Genomic DNA, 18,753 nt, shown 5'->3' with positions numbered 1-18,753 from the left:
TTAGAAACGCCATAATGAAACAAATATATAGCCTTTTACTCATTTAATCCCCCCAAGTTACAAACTTCATTAAGAATCTTAAATGTATTTCAAGCAAATAAAAGTACTTTATATGCCTTGGCAGACAAAAATGGTTGTGTAAAGCTGATGGTCGTTTGGCGGGAGCTTATTCCATAAAACTTTAAACTGCTTGCCTAAGAATTTCAAAGTCAGTTAAATGAATAAAGTGACCACTATTAGGTGCCATTATATGCTCAGAATTAACGGACAATGAAAGATACCGTTTCATTAAGTCCTGCCATATTAACTCAATTTTTCTGCTGTGAGTCTAAATTTCCATAACGCTCAAGTTCGTTCACATAAAATTCAGTTAATGTGTTATAATTTTGTATTTTTTAATGATGAATTCTAAACTGAACCAATTATTTTATAAGCTATTTTTGCACTACCGATGTCACAGTAATTCATACCTCACCTCGTTAATTGGTCTCATTGTTTACTATTTTCTCAATTAAATCTAAAAAAGTCTTTCTATCTTCATGTGTAGGCAATTTTGTTGGTATACTTTCGAATATGCTGCCTCAAAATCAAGATGTTGTTGCTGTATTTTGCAGCCTTTTTCAGTTTTAGTTAATCTTTTATTTTGTTGAAATAACCTTACTTACATAGCAAGCAAACCGTCTCCACATGAACGGTGCGTGGGAACATATCCATTAGTTTTATTCGTTTTACTTCATATCCAGCCTGCTGGAATACTGCTAGATCCCTTGCCAAAGAAGTGGGTTTGCAGGAAACATAGACGATTTCTGGGGCACCAAAATCTATAATTTTGCCAATGGCCTTAGGGTGAATACCATCTCTTGGGGGATCCACAATGATTAGGTCTGGCTTATCCACTAACTCGTCTACTTTTTTCAATACATCACCAGCGATAAAGGTGCAATTGGTTAAGCCATTTCTAGTGGCATTTTCATTGGCAGAAACAACAGCCTCTTCAACCAATTCAATGCCTACTACTTTTTTGGAACCTGCTTCCGCCATAATTTGCCCAATGGTGCCTGTACCGCAGTATAGGTCAAAGACCATCTTATGGGAAACATTCCCTGCAAATTCTTTGACGATAGTGTATAATTTTTCAGCACCTTTTGTATTTGTTTGAAAAAAAGAATACACGGATACTTTAAACTCTAAATCAAATAACTTTTCTACGAAGTAATCTCTGCCGTAAAGAACAGTCATTTCATCGCTACGAACCACATCTGCAACGCTATCATTAACGGAATGAAGAATGCCGCAAAGAGATCCCTTAAGGGGTAAGGACAAAAGCATATTTTTAAATTCTTCTGTAAAGAAGGGGACTTCTTGGCTGGTAACCAAGTTAACCAAAATTTCTCCTGTGGCCGTTCCTTTTCTAACCACCAAATGGCGTAATGAGCCTTCGTGGCGTAGTTTATGGTAAAAAGGAACATTTCTTTCTTGGAAAAATGCCAACGTTCCTTCAATAATTTTCAAATAATCTTCATCTATAATGTTACAGTCCTTTAAGGAAACAACCTCATAATGGCTCATACGCTTACGCATACCCAAAGCCAAGTCCCCACCTTTTTCTTCATCGCCGAAGGAGAACTCACACTTATTACGGTATGCTGTTTCCGACGGAGCGGGAACGATGCCTTCCCAGCTTTCCGCTTGGATACCTTCTTGATCAAGAAGGCGTTTTACCTGACGTTCTTTTAGTTTTAGTTCTTCCTCATGACGCAGGGTTTGATAGGTACAACCGCCACAAAGGGTATAGTGGGAACAAGTTCCATGCTGTCTTTCAAGGGGAGAGGGTTCCAAAACAGCTTCTTGTCTGGCTTCGATGCCACTGCTTCTTTTTTTAATTACTTGGGCTTGTATCGTTTGCCCGGGAACCCCATTTTTAACAACAACCTTTTCCCCATCTACAAAACCATAGGCTTTATTTGGGAAAAGAACATCCTCAATTTGGATGGTAATTATATCTTTTTTCTTCATAAATTCTCCTCCGAAAGTAGTTCGATTTTATTTGTATTCAAGTATAATCTATGGTATACTGTTCCAGTAATCTTAAAATTCTGAACGGGAGTGTATAATGGAATGTCTGAAAAATTAGAAGTAGGCAGTATCGTAGAAGGAAAGATTGTTCGCATTAAACCTTTTGGTGCAATTGTTTCTTTAGGTTCTGTACAAGGGTTAGTGCATATCTCTCAAGTTGCCAACAGCTTCGTACAAGATATCAACGACCATGTAAAGGTTGGTGATATAGTAAAGGTTAAGGTTCTTTCAATTGATGAGGAATCCCATAAAATTGCGTTATCTATTCGGGACGCTTTACCTAAGGAAGAACGTCAGCCCAGAGCTGAAAAGCCTTTCCGTAAACCAAATCAGACACAAAAGCCCAAGCCTGCAAGCCCTGCAGAGGAATATTTCCGTCCTCAAACATCAGTAAATTCATCTTCAGACTTTGAAGATAAAATGAAGGAATGGGCGAAGCAGTCTAATGAGCGTCATACCAGCTTGAATAAAAGAGCAAATAAGCGCTCCTATTAAAATATTGCTTAAACATCTTACCATGAAACTGTGTTAGATGCAATAAACAGACAGCGCAGTGGGAGGGATATTATGTCATTGTTTTTTGTCGTGGGTATATATTTTTATGCCCGTGGTGTATTTGCGGTATTTGGACAGACTTTTTTTTATACCAAGCGCATACTAGATTTAATTGAGCCAGAGAATCTACCTGCATACTTGAGGGCATCGGGAACTTGGCATTTGGTAGCAGGAACAATTTTTGTTGGCAAGGCTTTGACAGATATTATGTATCCCGGGAACAAGATGATTCTAGCTATTTTCTTTGTGTTATTGGTTGTTTGTGTTTTTTTTCTTGCCCGTTGTAATGAACGGTATGTTAAGAAGTGAGTGTTTTTGCCTTTTTGCATTTGCAAAAAGGCTTTTCTTTTTTTAAAAGAAGATTCCTTGGAAACCAGTAAGAAATTTGGAGATTTTCGGCTACTAAAGAGAAGCGGTTGCTTTGAAAACAAGTAATATTCACCTTATACACACGAAGAAAAGCTAGGTACAATAAACAAAAAATTCAATGTGTTTTTTGAATAGGTACTAGCGGTTTCCTGATGGAGATTATAAATGACTATTAAAATTGTATAAAAACGATGTGAAACAAAGTGTTTTTTTAATTATTTTTATCAAATAATCCTTTGAGAGTTGGATTGCTATTTTTAACAAGAAAAATAAAAAGTATTGACAAGAAAAAAATGTTGTATTATGATTAATCCAATTTCAAACACAAAGACATTGAAGAGAAGAGTAATGAGCGGATGCTTTTTCAGAGAGTCCTCGTTTGGTGGAAGAGGATAGAGATAGGCTTGTGAAGATGGTCTTGGAGTTGCATGGTCGAATTGATTTAGACCGTGACGGGAGCACCCGTTATAGTGCCAGGGTATAAACCATAAATATGTATGGCCGTACTTGTTGAGGTTTGTTTCGTGAGAAGCAAATAAAAATTAGGTGGTAACGCGAAGCTTTTGCTCTCGCCCTAATGATGTAAATCATTTGGGGTGGGAGCTTTTTTATTTCTTAGTTTTGCCTGATAAGGCAGGAGGAAGGAGAATGGTATGATTCAATTAGAAAAAATAAGTAAAACCTTTCGGGCAGGCAACACGCAGGTGCATGCGGTAAAGGAAGTAAGTTTAGATATAGGTTTAGGAGAGGTTTTTGGGATTATCGGGTTTTCCGGGGCAGGAAAATCCACACTGGTAAGATGCATCAATCTTTTGGAACGACCCACAGAAGGTAAAGTAATTCTTGATGGGGTTGATCTGATGGGATTGCCCCAGGTTCGTCTAAGAGAGGAAAGACGAAAAATGGGCATGATTTTTCAGCACTTTAACCTTTTGCGTTCCCGTACGGTTTATCAAAATATTGCTTTTCCATTACGCAAAAGTAAGTTGTCTAAGACGGAGAAGCATGAAAAAATACTATCTTTATTGGAACTTGTAGGGTTGAGCGATAAAAAAGATGCATACCCCTCTCAGCTTTCAGGGGGACAAAAGCAAAGGGTGGCCATTGCCAGAGCATTGGCAAATGATCCCAAGGTTTTGCTTTGCGACGAAGCTACCAGCGCCTTAGACCCTCAAACCACAAAGTCTATTTTGAATCTTTTGAAGAAGGTAAATAACGAACTGGGCATTACCATTGTTTTGATTACCCATGAAATGGCAGTGGTAAAGGATATTTGCGACAGGGTTGCCATTATGGAAGATGGGCGAGTGGTAGAAGAAGGGGAAACAGCTGATGTATTCTCCCATCCCAAGGAGAAGCTAACCAGAGATTTTATGGATACAGCAAGCAATATAAATAAGATTTACGAGCTTTTAGAGGAGAATCATGAATTAACCAGGGTTAAAGAAGGTGAGAAACTGGTATTACTTACATATTCTGGGGGGAATGCCGGGGAATCTGTTATCTCCTACTTGGCCGAGGCATATGGTGTTCAGGCCAATATTATCTTTGGAAATGTAGATATTTTAAAGAATAAGCCCATTGGGAAGTTGGTTGTTGTACTTAGCGGCGAAGGGGCAAATATGGAAAAGGCACTGCAGTATATTAAACAACGGAAGGTTCAGCTGGAGGTGATTAAGGGATGAGTTTTTTATACAAAATGGCACCAAATTTAGAGAATTTGGGTCAAGAATTAATAAAATGTATGCATCAAACATTTCAAATGCTTTTTATCTCGGGGTCCATTGCTTTTATATTGGGTTTAATTTTAGGGGTATTGTTGATTGTTACGAAAAAAGGCGGACTATTACAAAATCAACTGTTATACAAGTTTTTAGATAAGTCTATTGACGTCATTCGTTCCATTCCATTTATTATACTGATGGTATTTTTGATTCCTTTAAGTCGTGCCATTGTTGGTACGGGTTCTGGTATTACAGGGTCTTATGTGGCATTAATTGCAGGAACGGTTCCTTTTTTTGCAAGGCAGATTGAAACGGTTTTAGCCGATGTGGACCATGGTTTGATTGAAGCAAGTGAAGCAATGGGTTTTGGGCCAACAGAGATTATTTTCAGCGTTTATCTAAAAGAAAGTATTCCTGGAATCACCCGTGTCACCATGATTACTTTTGTAAGTTTAATTGGCATTACAGCCATTGCTGGGGCAATTGGTGCAGGGGGCTTAGGTGACTTTGCCATTCGCTATGGCCATCAAATGGGATACAGAGATATGATTTGGGTAACGGTTGCCATTATTTTATTGATTATTACCGTGATTCAGTTCATTGGCAATATGATTATTCGAAAAACAACACACTAATCATTGGCTCTTGAGTGGAAACATTTAAGCATATAAGAGGATAAAAAACAAAATAGAAAAGGGGAAATGTATTATGAAAAAGAATTTGAGAAGATTATTAGCAGCGACATTGGCAACAACTGTTGTACTGGGGTTGGCAGGATGTGGAGCATCCAGTAGTGCAGAGGATACTGCACAGACAGGCGAGGACACTGGGGCAACCGTTGTAAAAGTAGGCGTAGTTGGAGAATACAATGCCCAATGGGATACTGTGAACGAATTGTTGGCAGATGACAACATTCAGATTGAGTTAGTGAAATTTTCAGACTATGCAGCACCTAACCGTGCATTAAATGATGGTGAAATTGATTTAAATGCATTCCAGCATAAAGCTTTCTTAGCAAATGACATCGAAACAAAGGGTTATGATATCGTAGATATTGGTGATACCATTATTGCACCCTTAACAATTTATAACAACAAGGACAAAATTTCCTCCATTGAAGAAGTTCAAGATGGTGATGTCATAGCAATTCCCAGCGATTTGACAAATGGTGGCCGTGCGTTGAAATTACTGGAAGCAGCAGGCCTGATTGAATGCGATCCTGCTAAGGGATATGTTCCAACTAAGCAGGACATTACAAAGTACAATAAGCAGATTGAAATTTTAGAAGGCGAGTCTGCAACATTGGCAAATATTTTACCTGACTGTACCGCAGCAATCATCAACGGTGGTAACGCTTTAACAGGGGGATTAGACCCCACAACAGATGCAATTTTCACAGAAAATGTTGACGCTACGGTAAATGAAGCGGTACCTCAGCTAATCAATGTTATTGTAGCTCGTACTGCGGATAAAGATAATGAATTATACCAGAAAGTTGTAGCTGCTTATCAAACAGAAGAAGTAAAAACAACCATCAATGATGAATACAAAGGTGCTTTTATCTGTGCTTGGGAAAACGAATGAGTGGTAATAGAGGGGATGGATTTTAGAAAGGTTTTCTAATGGGATTTCCCTCTCAGAAGTCAGATGGGTTTTCAGTTTTACCGATGAACACATCTGTTTTCTTCTATAATTATAATGTAAGGCGAAGTATAGAAAAGGCGGTGATAGATATGGCGCTGAAAGATTATGTTTTACAAGAAAAAGAGTATATCATTGAAATGAGAAGATATTTCCACGCCCATCCAGAGGTTAGCCTGCAGGAATATGAAACCTGTAAGAAAATCGAGGTGGAGTTGGATGCCTTGGGAATTCCCCATAGAAGAGTTGGGGAAACTGGGGTTTATGCATGGATAGACGGGAAAAAATCATCAGATGGGAAAGTTGTTGCTTTAAGGGCTGATATTGACGCCCTTGCAATGGAGGACTTAAAAACCGTCGAATATCATTCCAAAAGAGAGGGATTTTGCCATGCTTGCGGCCACGATGCCCATACAGCGACATTGCTTGGAGCGGCAAAGGTTTTAAAAGCCAAGGAAAACCAGTTTTCAGGGCAAGTTCGATTATTTTTCCAACAGGCGGAGGAAATTGGCCAAGGGGCAAGACTTTTTGTTGGGGAAGGCTTGCTAGACGGGTGTGAAAGAGTATTCGGTACCCATGTTTCTAGCAGGCTTCAAAGTGGAAAAATTGCCTTAACAAAAGGCCCCCAGTGTGCAAGCTGTGATTATTTTAAAATAACCATAAAAGGTAGAGGAGCCCATGTCTCTACACCTCATTTAGGTGTGGATGCGGCTTATATCGCCTCTCAGGTTGTTGTGAACCTACAGTCCATTGTTGCAAGGAGCACTGCGCCCTTGGAGACGGTAGTTGTGGGCGTTGGCGTAATCAAGGCGGGAACCCAGTATAATATCATAGCGGAAAATGCGGAAATTGAAGGAACAACCAGAAGTTTTTTACCAGAGGTACGTTCCTTTACCAATGAAAGAGTGGTACAAATTGCAAAGCAAACGGCGGCTATGTACGGTGCCCAGGCAGAGGTAAGGTTTTTGGATTATGCTGCACCTTTGGTAAATGATAGGGAAGCAGTAGAAGAAGTGACTAGGATAGCAGAAAGACTGATTGATTCATCTGATATCGTGACGGATTATGAAAAGGCCTTAGGTGCAGATGACTTTGCGGATTTTTTAGCTGTAACTAAGGGGATGTATGCTTTCATAGGTACAGGCAATGAAGAAAACCCCAATACATTGGTTGCTCATCATCATGGTTTATTTGATATTGATGAAGAAGCGTTATTGCTTTCTTGTAATTTGTATGTTGACTATGCCTTGCAAGTTTTAGAGTCCTAAACTGGGGATTGGGGTGGGGCATATGGTTTTAGAGTGGAGTGTTGAAAGTAAATTTGAAAAGTTTGTATTTTGAACCAATTTGTGAAGGGAATTTCTTTTTCAAAGTATATGAAAATGATGAACGCTGTTTTAAATTAGAAATAAAAAAAGTGGGTGATAGCCCACTTTTTTATTTTAAAAATTTAATTTTTTAACAATACGAACAATGAATATGGTACAAAGGATAAATGCCATTATTTCTGCAATAGGGAAAGCAAGCCAAACATTATTTAAATTGCCTAAGCGAGCCAGGAAATATGCGGCAGGCATTAATACTACCAACTGTCTTGCAATGGAGGTAATTAGGCTGTAAACACCATTGCCTAGGGCTTGGAACACGGAACTTGTAATAATGTTATACCCCGCAAGCAAGAAACTGAAAGAGATAATTCTTAGGGCGGGTACACCGATAGAAATCATGTTTTCCGATGCATTAAACATGGCCAACAGCTTATGAGGTACCAGCTGGAACAGAGCAAAGCCGGCAACCATAATCACAACTGCAGTAATGATACTCATTTTTATCGTTTGGGTAATACGTAGTTTATTCCTCGCCCCATAGTTATAAGCAATAATGGGAATCATGCCATTGGTTAGACCAAACACAGGCATAAAAATAAAGCTTTGCAGTTTAAAGTATACACCAAAAACAGCGATGGCCGTTGGTGTGAAGCTATCTAAAATACGGTTCATACAGAAAATCATAATGGAACCAATAGAAACCATCAAAATAGAAGGAATTGCCACAATATAAATACTTTTTAAAATAAATTTATTCGGCAGAATGTTTTTAAACTCAATATGGATTTCATGATTTCTTTTTATGTTTAGCAAGATACCCACAATACAACCTATAATTTGACCTGCAATGGTTGCGTAAGCTGCACCGGCAACACCCATTTTGGGTAAGCCGAATAAACCAAAGATTAAAATTGGGTCTAAAACAATATTCACCACGGCACCTACACATTGGGTAATCATGGCGTAAACGGTTCTACCTGTGGATTGTAGCAAACGTTCCACAGCAACCTGTAAGAATATACCCAATGAACCAATCAGCACGATGCGTAGATAAGTTTCCCCTTCTTGAATAATCTCTGGTACATTGGTTTGTCCTATCAAAAAAGGTTTTGTAAAGATAAGACAGATTATAACGAAAAACAGCCAGTTCATTACAGCTAAAAATAAGCTGACACAGGCCGTTTTGTTTGCAGTATCGAACTTTTTTGCACCTAAGCTTTTGGAAAGCAAAGCATTTACACCAACCCCTGTACCAGTGGCAACGGCAATCATAAAGTTTTGCATGGGAAAGGCTAGGGAGACTGCAGACAATGCATTTTCACTAATTTGTGCCACGAAGGCACTATCTACAATATTATATAATGCTTGTACAAGCATAGATATAATCATAGGTACGGACATTGTAAAAAGTAATTTATTTACAGACATCGTACCCATTTTATTTTCTTTTATTTCAGTAGCGACGGAACTCATTATAAAACCCCCTTTACCTTAATGTCATTCCGAATATCAATGTAAAACAAGCGAAAGTATAGCGCTGCCGAAGCAGCGCTTTTATGTTGAACCTTGTTGTAATACCTACTTATGATACGCTGATATATTTTTATTGTCAATAAGAAGTTATGGTATGTAGGGGGAGCCAACTAGATATTCTGTTAATAAGCACAAGCTGGGTCTATTGTTTTCCAAAGCATATAGTTATTTTCCACAAATGCCTCCATTTTTCCCGTATCATAGAGGTATGATAGGTAGGAGCGAATTGTACTTCCTACTAAAACATACTGCCCATAGTCCATGGTTAAAGCAAACCGTTCAAAGATGTCATGGAGAATTTCTTCGAAAAACTTAGGTGACAAACAGATTTTTTCCAATTTAGCTATGATCTCATTTGCTTTTTGGCGGTTTATTTCAACCAATGGGCGAATATCCGTTGTTGGGTCACCGTGGGCAGGGATATATAAACTGCCCTCAAGGGTATCGATAAAATCTAGGGTTTTAAAGAAAGCCTCAATGTCATAGTTAAAGCTGATATGATATTTTTCTAAAATTGTTTCACTAAAAACAGAGTCAGCCAAAAAATATACATTATCTGGTGTTTTTACACCAATCATCTGCCAAAAGTGTCCCCCTAAGGGGAAGGTCTCCATGCCATGGGGAAGGGTTGCAAAAGAAACATCCTGAGCTTTAGAGGGGGTAGCCATTAAAAACTTATTTCTTAATTTTTTAAATGGATAGCCGCCATAAAGGAAAGAAGGCTCAATCATTGGGTTTTCAATTACGGTGTTTTCCATAGGCGTAGAGTATATGGCACAACCCAGTCTGTCTTGCAGTAAAGTATTTCCACCGATATGGTCGGCGTTGGAATGGGTATTGATAATTCCAGCAAGTTTCCAGCCCTGTTGATCCAAAATTTTTTGTATTTTTCGGCCAGCATCTTTATCGTTTCCGCTGTCAATCAACCAAACTTCTTCTTTTGAAACACGATAGACCCCTATTTTTGAGGGGCAATTAATATAAAAGGTATTTTCTGCAACCTGATTTAATTCGTACATAAAAACCTCCCTTTTTCCTTGGAAATATAATGTGCGTATTTGAAAAAAAGCTGTTCCTGTTTCAGGAACAGCTTAAAAGCTAAAGTTTTAGTCCATAGAATTTGTGGAGCCAATTACATTTTTGATTTTATCTTCCACCAATACCTGAATTAAATCCCTTCCTGCACCCAAGTAGCCACGAGGGTCAAAAGCAGAAGGATTTTCACCAAAGGATTTACGGATGGCCGCTGTCATTGCTAAGCGAAGGTCTGTATCCATATTGATTTTGCAAACTGCCATAGAAGAAGCTTTACGCAACATTTCCGTAGGAATACCCTTTGCTCCAGAAATATTTCCGCCAAATTCGTTACACATTGCAACACAGTTTTGGTCAACGGAAGAAGCACCGTGTAAAACGATGGGGAAGTTATGGATGCCTTCTGCTTCCAACTTTGTTGTAATTGCTTCAAGGCGGTCAAAGTCTAACTTTGCTTCACCTTTAAATTTATATGCACCATGGCTTGTTCCAATGGCAATGGCCAAAGAATCTACGCCAGTACGCTTTACAAAGTCAACAGCCTGATCAGGATCTGTGTAAGTAGCATTGGCAGCATCAACTTTTACATCGTCTTCTACGCCAGCGAGCTTTCCTAGTTCAGCTTCAACAACAACCCCTCTACCATGGGCATACTCAACAATAGCCTTTGTTTGTGCCACGTTTTCTTCATAGTCTAAGTGGGAACCATCAAACATGACGGAGGTGAAGCCGTATTCAATACAGTCCTTACATATTTGGAAGTCGGAGCCATGATCCAGATGAAGGGCAATATCTAAACCGGTTTCTTCAATCGCTGCATCAACCATAGCCTTTAAATATTTAGGGTGCGCATACTTTAACGCACTTTTGGAAACCTGAAGAATAACAGCTGAGTTTTGCGCCTTTGCTGCATCAACGACCCCCTGAATAATCTCCATATTATTAATATTAAATGCGCCAATGGCATATCCGCCTTCAAAAGCTTTTTCAAACATTTTTTTCGTCGTTACCAACGCCATATTAAAACACCTCTTTCTTTTTTTTGTTTACAAATGATTGTTTCCCGTAATAAAATTATAATACGGTACTATGATTGTGGCAAGAAGATTTCGCAGCTACATGGTCTTTTATGGCAAAATAACACAATGAATCAACAATGAGGTGAATAAATTTGAAAAAGTTTTTAGTGTTTTTAGGTGTTTTGGGGTTGGACTTGGGAAGTAAAAAGTGGGCAGATTTGAACTTGCCCCTTGGAAAAAGAAAAAAAGTAACCAAAAATCTCCTGTATTTCCAGCACATAAAGAATTATGGCATGGCATATCATAAATTTGCAGGTAAGAACAATTTTATTCTTAGCATTACGGGTGGGCTCACTGCAATTTATAGTGTTTTATTTTTACGAGCTTGTTGGAGCAAAGACGATGCCAAGAAATTTGGGATGCCTTTGGCCGTAACACTAGGTGGTGCCTACGGGAATTTTTTGGAAAGATGGAAGAAGGGTTATGTGACGGATTTCATCTATATCAAGAAGGGGAAAAATCCACCGATTTTCAATGTAGCTGATGCGGCTTTGCTCTTAGGGGCAGTTTTAGTAGGCATTGTGTCCTTGAAAGACTCGACAAAAATGTAGATGTTTCCCTATTGAAGTATTGCGAATTGCGTAGTATAATGTAAATATAAATTCCTGAAGTGTTCGAGATCTTACCATATTTGAACCTACACAACTGACTCGGGATTCCAATATGCGAGAGTTATGTCAGGCCCCAAGATAATTCCCTTTGGGCAGGGGAAGGCAGAGACTTTGGCTGCGGTAACCCACCTGGCTTAGGCTAGGTGTCAAGCGGTAAGGACGGCACTTTGGGATATTTTTATTCCTTTGAATATAACAGACGGAGAAAACCGTCTGTTCTTTTTTTGTTCCAAAAGCATAGACTTGTACAAAGTCTGATAGGAGCGTGATACCAATGAAACGGTTGTTTATATGGATAGTTACTCTAGGGTTTTTATTATGCGGGTGCACAAGTACAGCTGTGCCAAAGGACGAAGCCCTAAGTCAGGCACCCCAAGGGGACATTGGTGACAATATCCCAATCACTAGAAGCCAAGCGGCGAAGATGCTTGCGTTAGCTTTCTATACACGGGAGGAAATTGAAAACTTACCCCAAGACACCTCTTTTCCCGATGTTTCAAAAGAGGATTGGGCGTACCAATATATTAATGCCGCAGTAGAACTGGATTTTTTTTCGGGGGATGGAGAGGGTTTTCGCCCTGATGATGACTTAGTTCTTTGGGAGGCCCAAATTTTGATGGATCGTGTTGCCCCAGATTATGATAAAAGAATGGTTGTAAGTGACGATAACAGGGAAATGGCCGTTGCTTATAGCCTTTGGACTCAACTTTTTGAAAAAGCTTTGATGGCAAGGCGGGGCGAAGACAGTATGTATTCCTACGGAATTAAAAACCAGAGTCAAGTTTTATTTACGGCAGCGGAAGAGAATCTATTCGATCGGGGAATTTATGGTGCCGATGGCTATGATCTTTCTATTTATTCTGATGAAAAAATCTCATTTTGGGAAAAAGATGGGGAGATTATTGCCTTGCTTTCTGTTGACGAGGTAACGCCTATGGTTGAGAATATTTATTGTTATAAAGAAGGTAACCAAATTATTTTGACGGGTGCAAGAGAAAAAGCATATCCCTTTGAAGGTACAGAATTTGAAGGGGGAATTTGCAACGTGACCATAGAAAACGGCAAGGCTACGGTCAAGGAAGGTGCAAAGCTTAGTGGGGAAGTTGTGAAACGGGTGGATGATAAGGAAATTTATTTAAGTAGCAGTGGAGAGCTGCAATGGGCAGAAAACTTCCGTGTGTATGGGCAGGATTTGACAATGGGCAATCAGAACGATCTAATCTGCGGTACTGACTTGGCAGATTATTATATTTTGGATAACAAGGTCATGGGGGCTGTTATCCAAAAGGATGTGGTTCCAGAAAAAATTCGTGTTCTTCTGGGCGGAGGCCCTCAAGAGTCCATCTCGATCAAGGGTGCCGAAGGTTTTTCCCTATCGAATGGAGTTGGTGAAAAAGACTTTACTTCTGGGGAAGCAACTTTAACAGGGGACTTGGCTTGGTTTGACCATGGTATTGTTACAGTTTCAGGTAAAGTTATTTTAACCTTTGATAATGGTGAGGAAAGAGCGTATACCGGCATAATTGAAATGGAAAGAATAGGAGATAAAATTACCATTGTAAACGAATTGGACATAGAAGAGTATCTCCTTGGGGTGGTGCCTTATGAAATGCCTGTAAGGTTTGGACAGTCGGCATTAGAGGCCCAAGCCATTTGTGCAAGAAGTTATGCCTACAATCAGTTTTATGCCAATACCTACGGCCATTACGGTGCCCATGTTACGGATACCGTTGCAAGCCAAGTGTTTATGGGTGCTGACACGGCTTTGGAGGCACAAAATGCCGTAGCTGCCACAGAAGGTATGTGCGTTGTGGCGGGAGATCGTGTTGCACAAACCTATTTCTACTCGGCTTCTTGTGGATTTGGAACCCAGGATACGGATGTTTGGTCGGCGGATGGCACCTTTAGTGGTGAAGGTAAGTCCTATTTAGAGGGGCAATCCCATGGTGTCACTGAAGAGATGCCTAAGACGGAAGAAGACTGGTTGGCATTCTGGCAAAATTGGGAGATAGATGGATACGACAAAGAATCCCCATGGTATCGTTGGAAAGTATATTTTAGTGCAGGACAGTTAACAGAAATTACAGAGAAAACCTTCGCTGAGATTATTGGAACCAATGCAGCTTTAATTAAAGTGAAACAGGCTGACGGCAGTTGGAAGGGGGGGACCCCGAAAGACCTAGGCAGGTTGACAGCCATGAAGGTTGCAGAAAGAGGAGACGGAGGGGTGATTAAAATTTTAGAGATGGAGTTTGAAAATGGCGGAGTACAGGTTCTCACAGAAAATGCCATTCGAAAAGTCCTTTCACCAACAAAACTGACTATTGGCGAAACCATCAATCTGCAAAGAATGAGCAAGGGGACACTGACAGGACAAAAAATGTTACCCAGTGGCTTCTTTGCAGTGAAGGAAATGAAAAATGATGAAGGAGAACTTACAGGGATTGCATTATATGGCGGTGGTTGTGGCCATGGCGTTGGTCTAAGCCAATATGGTGCCAAGGAATTGGCGGCACAAGGCCTTAGTGGAGTGGAAATTGTTCAAAAATATTTCCCTAATACTACAGTGGAGAAGGTAATGTAGTTTAGAACTGGAAGCGTTTTTTATAGTAGACAGACTTTTGGATTGACGCTTCTTCTAACGAGATCGTTTCAAAAATGCATTCTGCATTTTAAAGTCGAAGGATGAAAATCAACGCAGAAGGACAACTAGGAATTGTGGCAGACTAGCGACAAGAGGGGAAAAATTATGAGGTGCAAGCCTGCATTCGATTGTTTTTAGTTCTTTCATGGGTATCTTCGGTTTTCTCTATCCTATTTGCCGTTACTTCTTCCGAAAGTCGTTTCACCTGCGGGGATTCCCCATTTGTCCTGCGGTGGCGTATCTTAATTCATTATTTCCGAAAAAACCACCTATATAGCAAAGCCCTGAAACGGCGTTAACTTTCCGTTTCAGGGCTTTGTTTACTCTGTTTTTGCTATTCACTGTAAGTAAATACTTTGATAATACCATCTTCCACCGTTGCAATTTGGCTGTATACACTGTTAGCAATGAGTTTTTCAATGGGTTCGTTAGTCAATGCTGAGATGTGTTCCAACCATATGCAAATAGTATCATCTAACTCAATTGTAATTTGTTTCATTTTTTCACCCCCGTATTTTTTTGGATTAGAGTGTATAGACTCTGAAGAGTAACACAGAAATATGAGAAAATCAATAGAGTGTATAAACTCTATTGGGGGGAGCTTTATGGAAAATAAATTGAAACAAGATGTTCCAATCGGACACAACTTGAAAAAATTCAGGCAAAAAACTGGATTATCACAAGAAAGCGTTGCCGCCAAACTGCAAACTATGGGACTGGACATTCACCAAAAAATCATCTCGGAAATGGAATTGGGAACGTATAGTATCCGTATCAGCGTTTTGCTTGCATTGGCTGAACTGTATGACACGCCTATTCAAGATTTTTTCGCTGATTTAGACCGCTACGAGTAAACAGCTCCCGCCGGAATCATAGATGAGGTTCCAAATAGGCCCTGTTCGCTGCTGAAAGCGAATTGACATTTGAAGCGGCAACGCTAACAGAGCGTATAACTCAGTTTGTTTCGCAAAGTCGTGCCAAAGGGGGTACCCTTTGGAAAACTCCGTTAAGCGTGTCATGGTTTCGTCATGCCCATTTCAACGTAAAAGACGGACTATCAGCTTACGCCGATAGTCCGTCTTTTGTTGTCACTTTCCCTTGCCGACTGCCCAATCTGAAAATATTCGCCGATACTTCTTTATTGGTGCCAGCTAATATTTATCTTAACGATACGTATTTTTCAATTACATCAACGATGTTCTCTAATTCCATGCGAGAAGTATTGAGAATTAAATCATAGTTTTCTGACTTACCCCACTTTAAACCAGTAAAATAGGTATAATAGCTGGCACGTCTTTTATCAGTTTTGACTACAGACGCCTCTACATTTTTATCTGTCAGGCCATAAAGGTTAACTGCTCGTTCAACCCGATCCTTCAGGTCTGCTTGCAAGTAAACATTAATACAGTTATCCATATCGGACAGAACGTAGTCAGCGGAGCGTCCAACGATGACACAACTTCCTTTTTCCGCCACCTCTTTGATTACTTGGGACTGCACGAGGAAGATTTTTTCGTTGAGAGGCAAGCCGTATGAGTCTATGCTTGGAGTTAATGTTGTTAAAGATAAAAGCAGATTGCTGGTAGATGTTTCTTCGGCATTGATAAAGCATTCTTTTGAAAGCCCTGTTTTTTCTGCTGCTAGAGTAATCAATTCGTTATCGTAAAAGGGAATACCCAAACGCTCTGCCAATAATTTACCTACAATACGACCGCCACTACCGTATTGACGGCTGATTGTAATAATTTTATGTTTCTCCATGTGTATCACTCCTATTTATTGTCTTTACATAAGTTATCGAAAATTCTTGCTTGAAGAAAACAAGAAGCTTAAGAATTTCTTACCTTATAAAAGGTATTTTTATAAAAAAGTGGAAAATTAAGCATGAAATATAAAGAAAATAGTTCCATGATTCCTATGATTATTATATCATACTTGCATAAAAAAGGAAACTCCACAAATACTGAGAGAGCATTCAAAAAAAAATTTTCTATGCATAAAAGATAGGGAAACTTTACAGGAAAACTTTACTTTTTTGCCAAAAATGGTATGATAGATAAAGAAAATTTTGTATTTGAAGGAGAAATCAAAAATGGGCGAAGCGTTAACAGGCTTAAAAAGAAGCTGTATGTGTTGTGACGTAAATGAAAGCATGATTGGCAAGGAAGTAACGGTTATGGGCTGGGTACAGCGTCGCCGTGACCTTGGACAGTTAATTTTTATTGCGTTGAGAGATAGAACAGGTTTGGTTCAAGTTGCAATTGATGGAAATGTTCAAGAAAAGGAACTGTTTGCCAAGGCAGAAAGCGTGCGAAGCGAATTTGTTTTGGCCGTGAAGGGACAAGTTGCCCACAGAACAGAGGGGAATATTAACCCCAATATGAAAACAGGAACAATTGAAATCATTGCTTCTGAAATTCGTATTCTTTCCGAATCGGAAACGACACCTTTCCAGATTGAAGATAATATTACTGTAAAGGACGACTTAAGATTAAAATATCGTTATTTAGATTTGCGTCGCCCCAGCCAATTAAACAATTTGATTTTGAGACACAAGGTAGTTCAAGTAATGAGGAATTTCTTGGATCAGGAAGCTTTCTTGGAAATTGAAACACCTATTTTAGGCAAAAGTACACCCGAAGGGGCAAGGGACTATTTGGTGCCTAGCCGTGTGCACCCCGGCAATTTCTATGGATTGCCTCAGTCTCCTCAGCTGTACAAGCAATTGCTGATGGTTTCTGGTATGGATCGCTACTATCAGGTGGCAAAATGTTTCCGTGACGAGGACTTAAGAGCTGACCGTCAGCCTGAATTTACCCAGGTAGATATGGAGCTTTCTTTCGTTGATGTTGAGGATATTATGGATATAAACGAAAGAATGATGCAGAAGGTATTTAAGGACATTTTAAATGTTGAAATTTCCTTGCCTTTAAAAAGAATGACCTATGAAGAAGCGATGGAGCGCTTTGGTTCTGACAAGCCTGACGTTCGCTTTGGCATGGAGCTTGTGAATATTTCCGAAGCGGTTACAGGCACAGATTTTGTTGTGTTTAAAACTGCATTGGAAGCTGGTGGTAGTGTGCGTGCCATTAATGCAAAGGGATGCGGTTCTTTCCCTAGAAAGAAAATTGACAGCTTAGTTGAGTTTGTAAAAACATACCGTGCAAAAGGCTTGGCTTGGATTGTTGTTAACGAAGATGGCAGCCTGAAATCTCAGATTGCAAAGTTCTTCACTGAAGAAAAATTGCAAGAAATTGTGGATAAGATGGATGGAAAGCCAGGAGATTTGATTTTAATTTGTGCAGATCAGGATAAGGTTGTATTCGATTCCTTGGGTGCACTACGTTTGGAACTTTCTAAGATGTTGGAATTGACAAAGGCAGATGATTTTAGCTTCCTTTGGATTACCGAGTTCCCTATGTTAGAATGGGATGAAGAAGCAGGTAGATTTGTTGCAGTTCATCATCCCTTTACAGCACCTATGGATGAGGATTTACCTTTGCTTGAAACAGAGCCTGGCAAGGTTCGTGCAAAGGCATACGACATTGTATTGAACGGATATGAGCTGGGTGGCGGTTCCATTAGGATTCATCGCAGAGACATTCAGCAGAAAATGTTTGAATTATTGGGCTTTTCTCAAGAGGATGCTCAGGAGCGTTTTGGTTTCTTATTAGATGCCTTTAAATACGGTGTTCCTCCCCATGGTGGTCTTGCTTTCGGTTTAGACAGAATTATCATGTTGATGTGCGGTGCAACCAGTATTCGTGATGTAATGGCATTCCCCAAAGTAAAGGATGCATCTTGCCCTATGACAGATGCCCCGAATGTTGTTGATGAAAAGCAGCTGGATGAGCTTGCAATTATAATCAACAAGGAAATGATGAAAGGGGAAGAAGCAGGGGAATAATGATCTTTCTAAAGAACATTCATGGGAATGACGAGAAGTTTCGATGGAGAATTTCGTAGATAGGTTTTACAGTACTGATTTATTTTGGGTAGGGGGAAACCTTTACCCTTTTTTAATTAGATTTCAAAAATCGACAGAAGTACTTTCTATGGTTATATAGTATGGAGAGAGCGGCACATAGCTATGGAATCTATACTAAGCGTGACATGGAGCAAATTGTTTGGTGGATAGATAAAACTGTAACTTGGCAA

General features: G+C 39.6%; 16 protein-coding genes, 1 other RNA gene and 1 other annotated feature. Of the genes, 11 read left to right on the top strand and 6 right to left on the bottom strand.

The window, feature by feature from the left end:
• Positions 1 to 657: 657 nt before the first annotated feature.
• Complete coding sequence (rlmD, locus tag RBQ60_RS11870; RefSeq protein WP_307883906.1) at positions 658 to 2,016, bottom strand: 23S rRNA (uracil(1939)-C(5))-methyltransferase RlmD; 1,359 nt, start codon at positions 2,014 to 2,016, stop codon at positions 658 to 660.
• A 102-nt stretch (positions 2,017 to 2,118) separates the two neighbouring features.
• Here rlmD and RBQ60_RS11865 point away from each other — a divergent pair, with 102 nt between their 5' ends.
• From RBQ60_RS11865 to RBQ60_RS11840, 6 genes are all read left to right on the top strand, one after another.
• Positions 2,119 to 2,571, top strand: a complete 453-nt coding sequence (locus tag RBQ60_RS11865; RefSeq protein WP_307883905.1) for a S1 RNA-binding domain-containing protein — start codon at positions 2,119 to 2,121, stop codon at positions 2,569 to 2,571.
• Positions 2,572 to 2,643: 72 nt separating this feature from the next.
• A complete protein-coding gene (locus RBQ60_RS11860; RefSeq protein WP_307883904.1) occupies positions 2,644 to 2,940 on the top strand; it encodes a hypothetical protein in 297 nt (98 codons plus the stop codon).
• A gap of 384 nt (positions 2,941 to 3,324) precedes the next feature.
• Positions 3,325 to 3,580, top strand: a binding site (T-box leader).
• A gap of 73 nt (positions 3,581 to 3,653) precedes the next feature.
• On the top strand, positions 3,654 to 4,685 hold the full coding sequence (locus RBQ60_RS11855) for a methionine ABC transporter ATP-binding protein (protein ID WP_307883903.1): 1,032 nt from the start codon (positions 3,654 to 3,656) through the stop codon (positions 4,683 to 4,685).
• Complete coding sequence (locus RBQ60_RS11850; RefSeq protein ID WP_307883902.1) at positions 4,682 to 5,359, top strand: methionine ABC transporter permease; 678 nt, start codon at positions 4,682 to 4,684, stop codon at positions 5,357 to 5,359. The genes RBQ60_RS11855 and RBQ60_RS11850 overlap by 4 nt, the downstream gene beginning before the upstream one ends.
• 73 nt (positions 5,360 to 5,432) lie before the next feature.
• Positions 5,433 to 6,308 carry a MetQ/NlpA family ABC transporter substrate-binding protein gene (locus RBQ60_RS11845; protein ID WP_307883901.1) on the top strand — a complete coding sequence of 292 codons (876 nt, stop codon included), beginning with the start codon at positions 5,433 to 5,435 and terminating at the stop codon, positions 6,306 to 6,308.
• A gap of 149 nt (positions 6,309 to 6,457) precedes the next feature.
• Positions 6,458 to 7,633, top strand: a complete 1,176-nt coding sequence (locus RBQ60_RS11840) for a M20 metallopeptidase family protein (RefSeq protein WP_307883900.1) — start codon at positions 6,458 to 6,460, stop codon at positions 7,631 to 7,633.
• Positions 7,634 to 7,807: 174 nt separating this feature from the next.
• Here RBQ60_RS11840 and RBQ60_RS11835 read toward each other — a convergent pair whose 3' ends face one another.
• The 3 genes from RBQ60_RS11835 to fba all read right to left on the bottom strand — a co-directional run bounded on the left by RBQ60_RS11835 (position 7,808) and on the right by fba (position 11,280).
• Positions 7,808 to 9,166 carry an MATE family efflux transporter gene (locus tag RBQ60_RS11835; RefSeq protein WP_307883899.1) on the bottom strand — a complete coding sequence of 453 codons (1,359 nt, stop codon included), beginning with the start codon at positions 9,164 to 9,166 and terminating at the stop codon, positions 7,808 to 7,810.
• 182 nt (positions 9,167 to 9,348) lie between these two features.
• Positions 9,349 to 10,245 (bottom strand): MBL fold metallo-hydrolase, encoded by an 897-nt coding sequence (locus RBQ60_RS11830; protein WP_307883898.1) that lies wholly within the window; start codon positions 10,243 to 10,245, stop codon positions 9,349 to 9,351.
• An 87-nt stretch (positions 10,246 to 10,332) separates the two neighbouring features.
• Positions 10,333 to 11,280, bottom strand: a complete 948-nt coding sequence (gene fba / locus RBQ60_RS11825; protein ID WP_307883897.1) for a class II fructose-1,6-bisphosphate aldolase — start codon at positions 11,278 to 11,280, stop codon at positions 10,333 to 10,335.
• A gap of 152 nt (positions 11,281 to 11,432) precedes the next feature.
• Here fba and RBQ60_RS11820 point away from each other — a divergent pair, with 152 nt between their 5' ends.
• The 3 genes from RBQ60_RS11820 to RBQ60_RS11810 all read left to right on the top strand — a co-directional run bounded on the left by RBQ60_RS11820 (position 11,433) and on the right by RBQ60_RS11810 (position 14,535).
• On the top strand, positions 11,433 to 11,891 hold the full coding sequence (locus tag RBQ60_RS11820; RefSeq protein ID WP_307883896.1) for a signal peptidase II: 459 nt from the start codon (positions 11,433 to 11,435) through the stop codon (positions 11,889 to 11,891).
• A 48-nt stretch (positions 11,892 to 11,939) separates the two neighbouring features.
• A non-coding RNA gene (ssrS, locus tag RBQ60_RS11815) (6S RNA) lies at positions 11,940 to 12,129 on the top strand.
• 96 nt (positions 12,130 to 12,225) lie between these two features.
• The gene (locus RBQ60_RS11810; RefSeq protein WP_307883895.1) at positions 12,226 to 14,535 is read left to right on the top strand and encodes a SpoIID/LytB domain-containing protein; all 2,310 of its coding nucleotides are present in this window, start codon (positions 12,226 to 12,228) and stop codon (positions 14,533 to 14,535) included.
• A gap of 394 nt (positions 14,536 to 14,929) precedes the next feature.
• Here the strand turns inward: RBQ60_RS11810 and RBQ60_RS11805 are convergent, their stop codons facing one another.
• Positions 14,930 to 15,094 carry a hypothetical protein gene (locus RBQ60_RS11805; protein ID WP_307883894.1) on the bottom strand — a complete coding sequence of 55 codons (165 nt, stop codon included), beginning with the start codon at positions 15,092 to 15,094 and terminating at the stop codon, positions 14,930 to 14,932.
• 106 nt (positions 15,095 to 15,200) lie between these two features.
• On the opposite strand from RBQ60_RS11805, the gene RBQ60_RS11800 reads away from it, so the two are divergent.
• On the top strand, positions 15,201 to 15,449 hold the full coding sequence (locus RBQ60_RS11800) for a helix-turn-helix domain-containing protein (protein WP_307883893.1): 249 nt from the start codon (positions 15,201 to 15,203) through the stop codon (positions 15,447 to 15,449).
• Positions 15,450 to 15,753: 304 nt separating this feature from the next.
• Here the strand turns inward: RBQ60_RS11800 and RBQ60_RS11795 are convergent, their stop codons facing one another.
• Positions 15,754 to 16,356: a cytidylate kinase-like family protein gene (locus tag RBQ60_RS11795; RefSeq protein WP_307883892.1), complete on the bottom strand. Its 603-nt coding sequence runs from the start codon at positions 16,354 to 16,356 to the stop codon at positions 15,754 to 15,756.
• 331 nt (positions 16,357 to 16,687) lie between these two features.
• On the opposite strand from RBQ60_RS11795, the gene aspS reads away from it, so the two are divergent.
• Complete coding sequence (aspS, locus tag RBQ60_RS11790; protein ID WP_307883891.1) at positions 16,688 to 18,502, top strand: aspartate--tRNA ligase; 1,815 nt, start codon at positions 16,688 to 16,690, stop codon at positions 18,500 to 18,502.
• Positions 18,503 to 18,753 lie beyond the last annotated feature (251 nt).

The sequence above is a fragment of the Anaerotignum sp. MB30-C6 genome (genome assembly GCF_030908465.1).
Classification (GTDB): Bacteria; Bacillota; Clostridia; order Lachnospirales; family Anaerotignaceae; genus Chakrabartyella.
The sequence above is the reverse complement of the archived record's forward strand: the minus strand, read 5'-3'. Positions and strand labels throughout refer to the sequence as shown.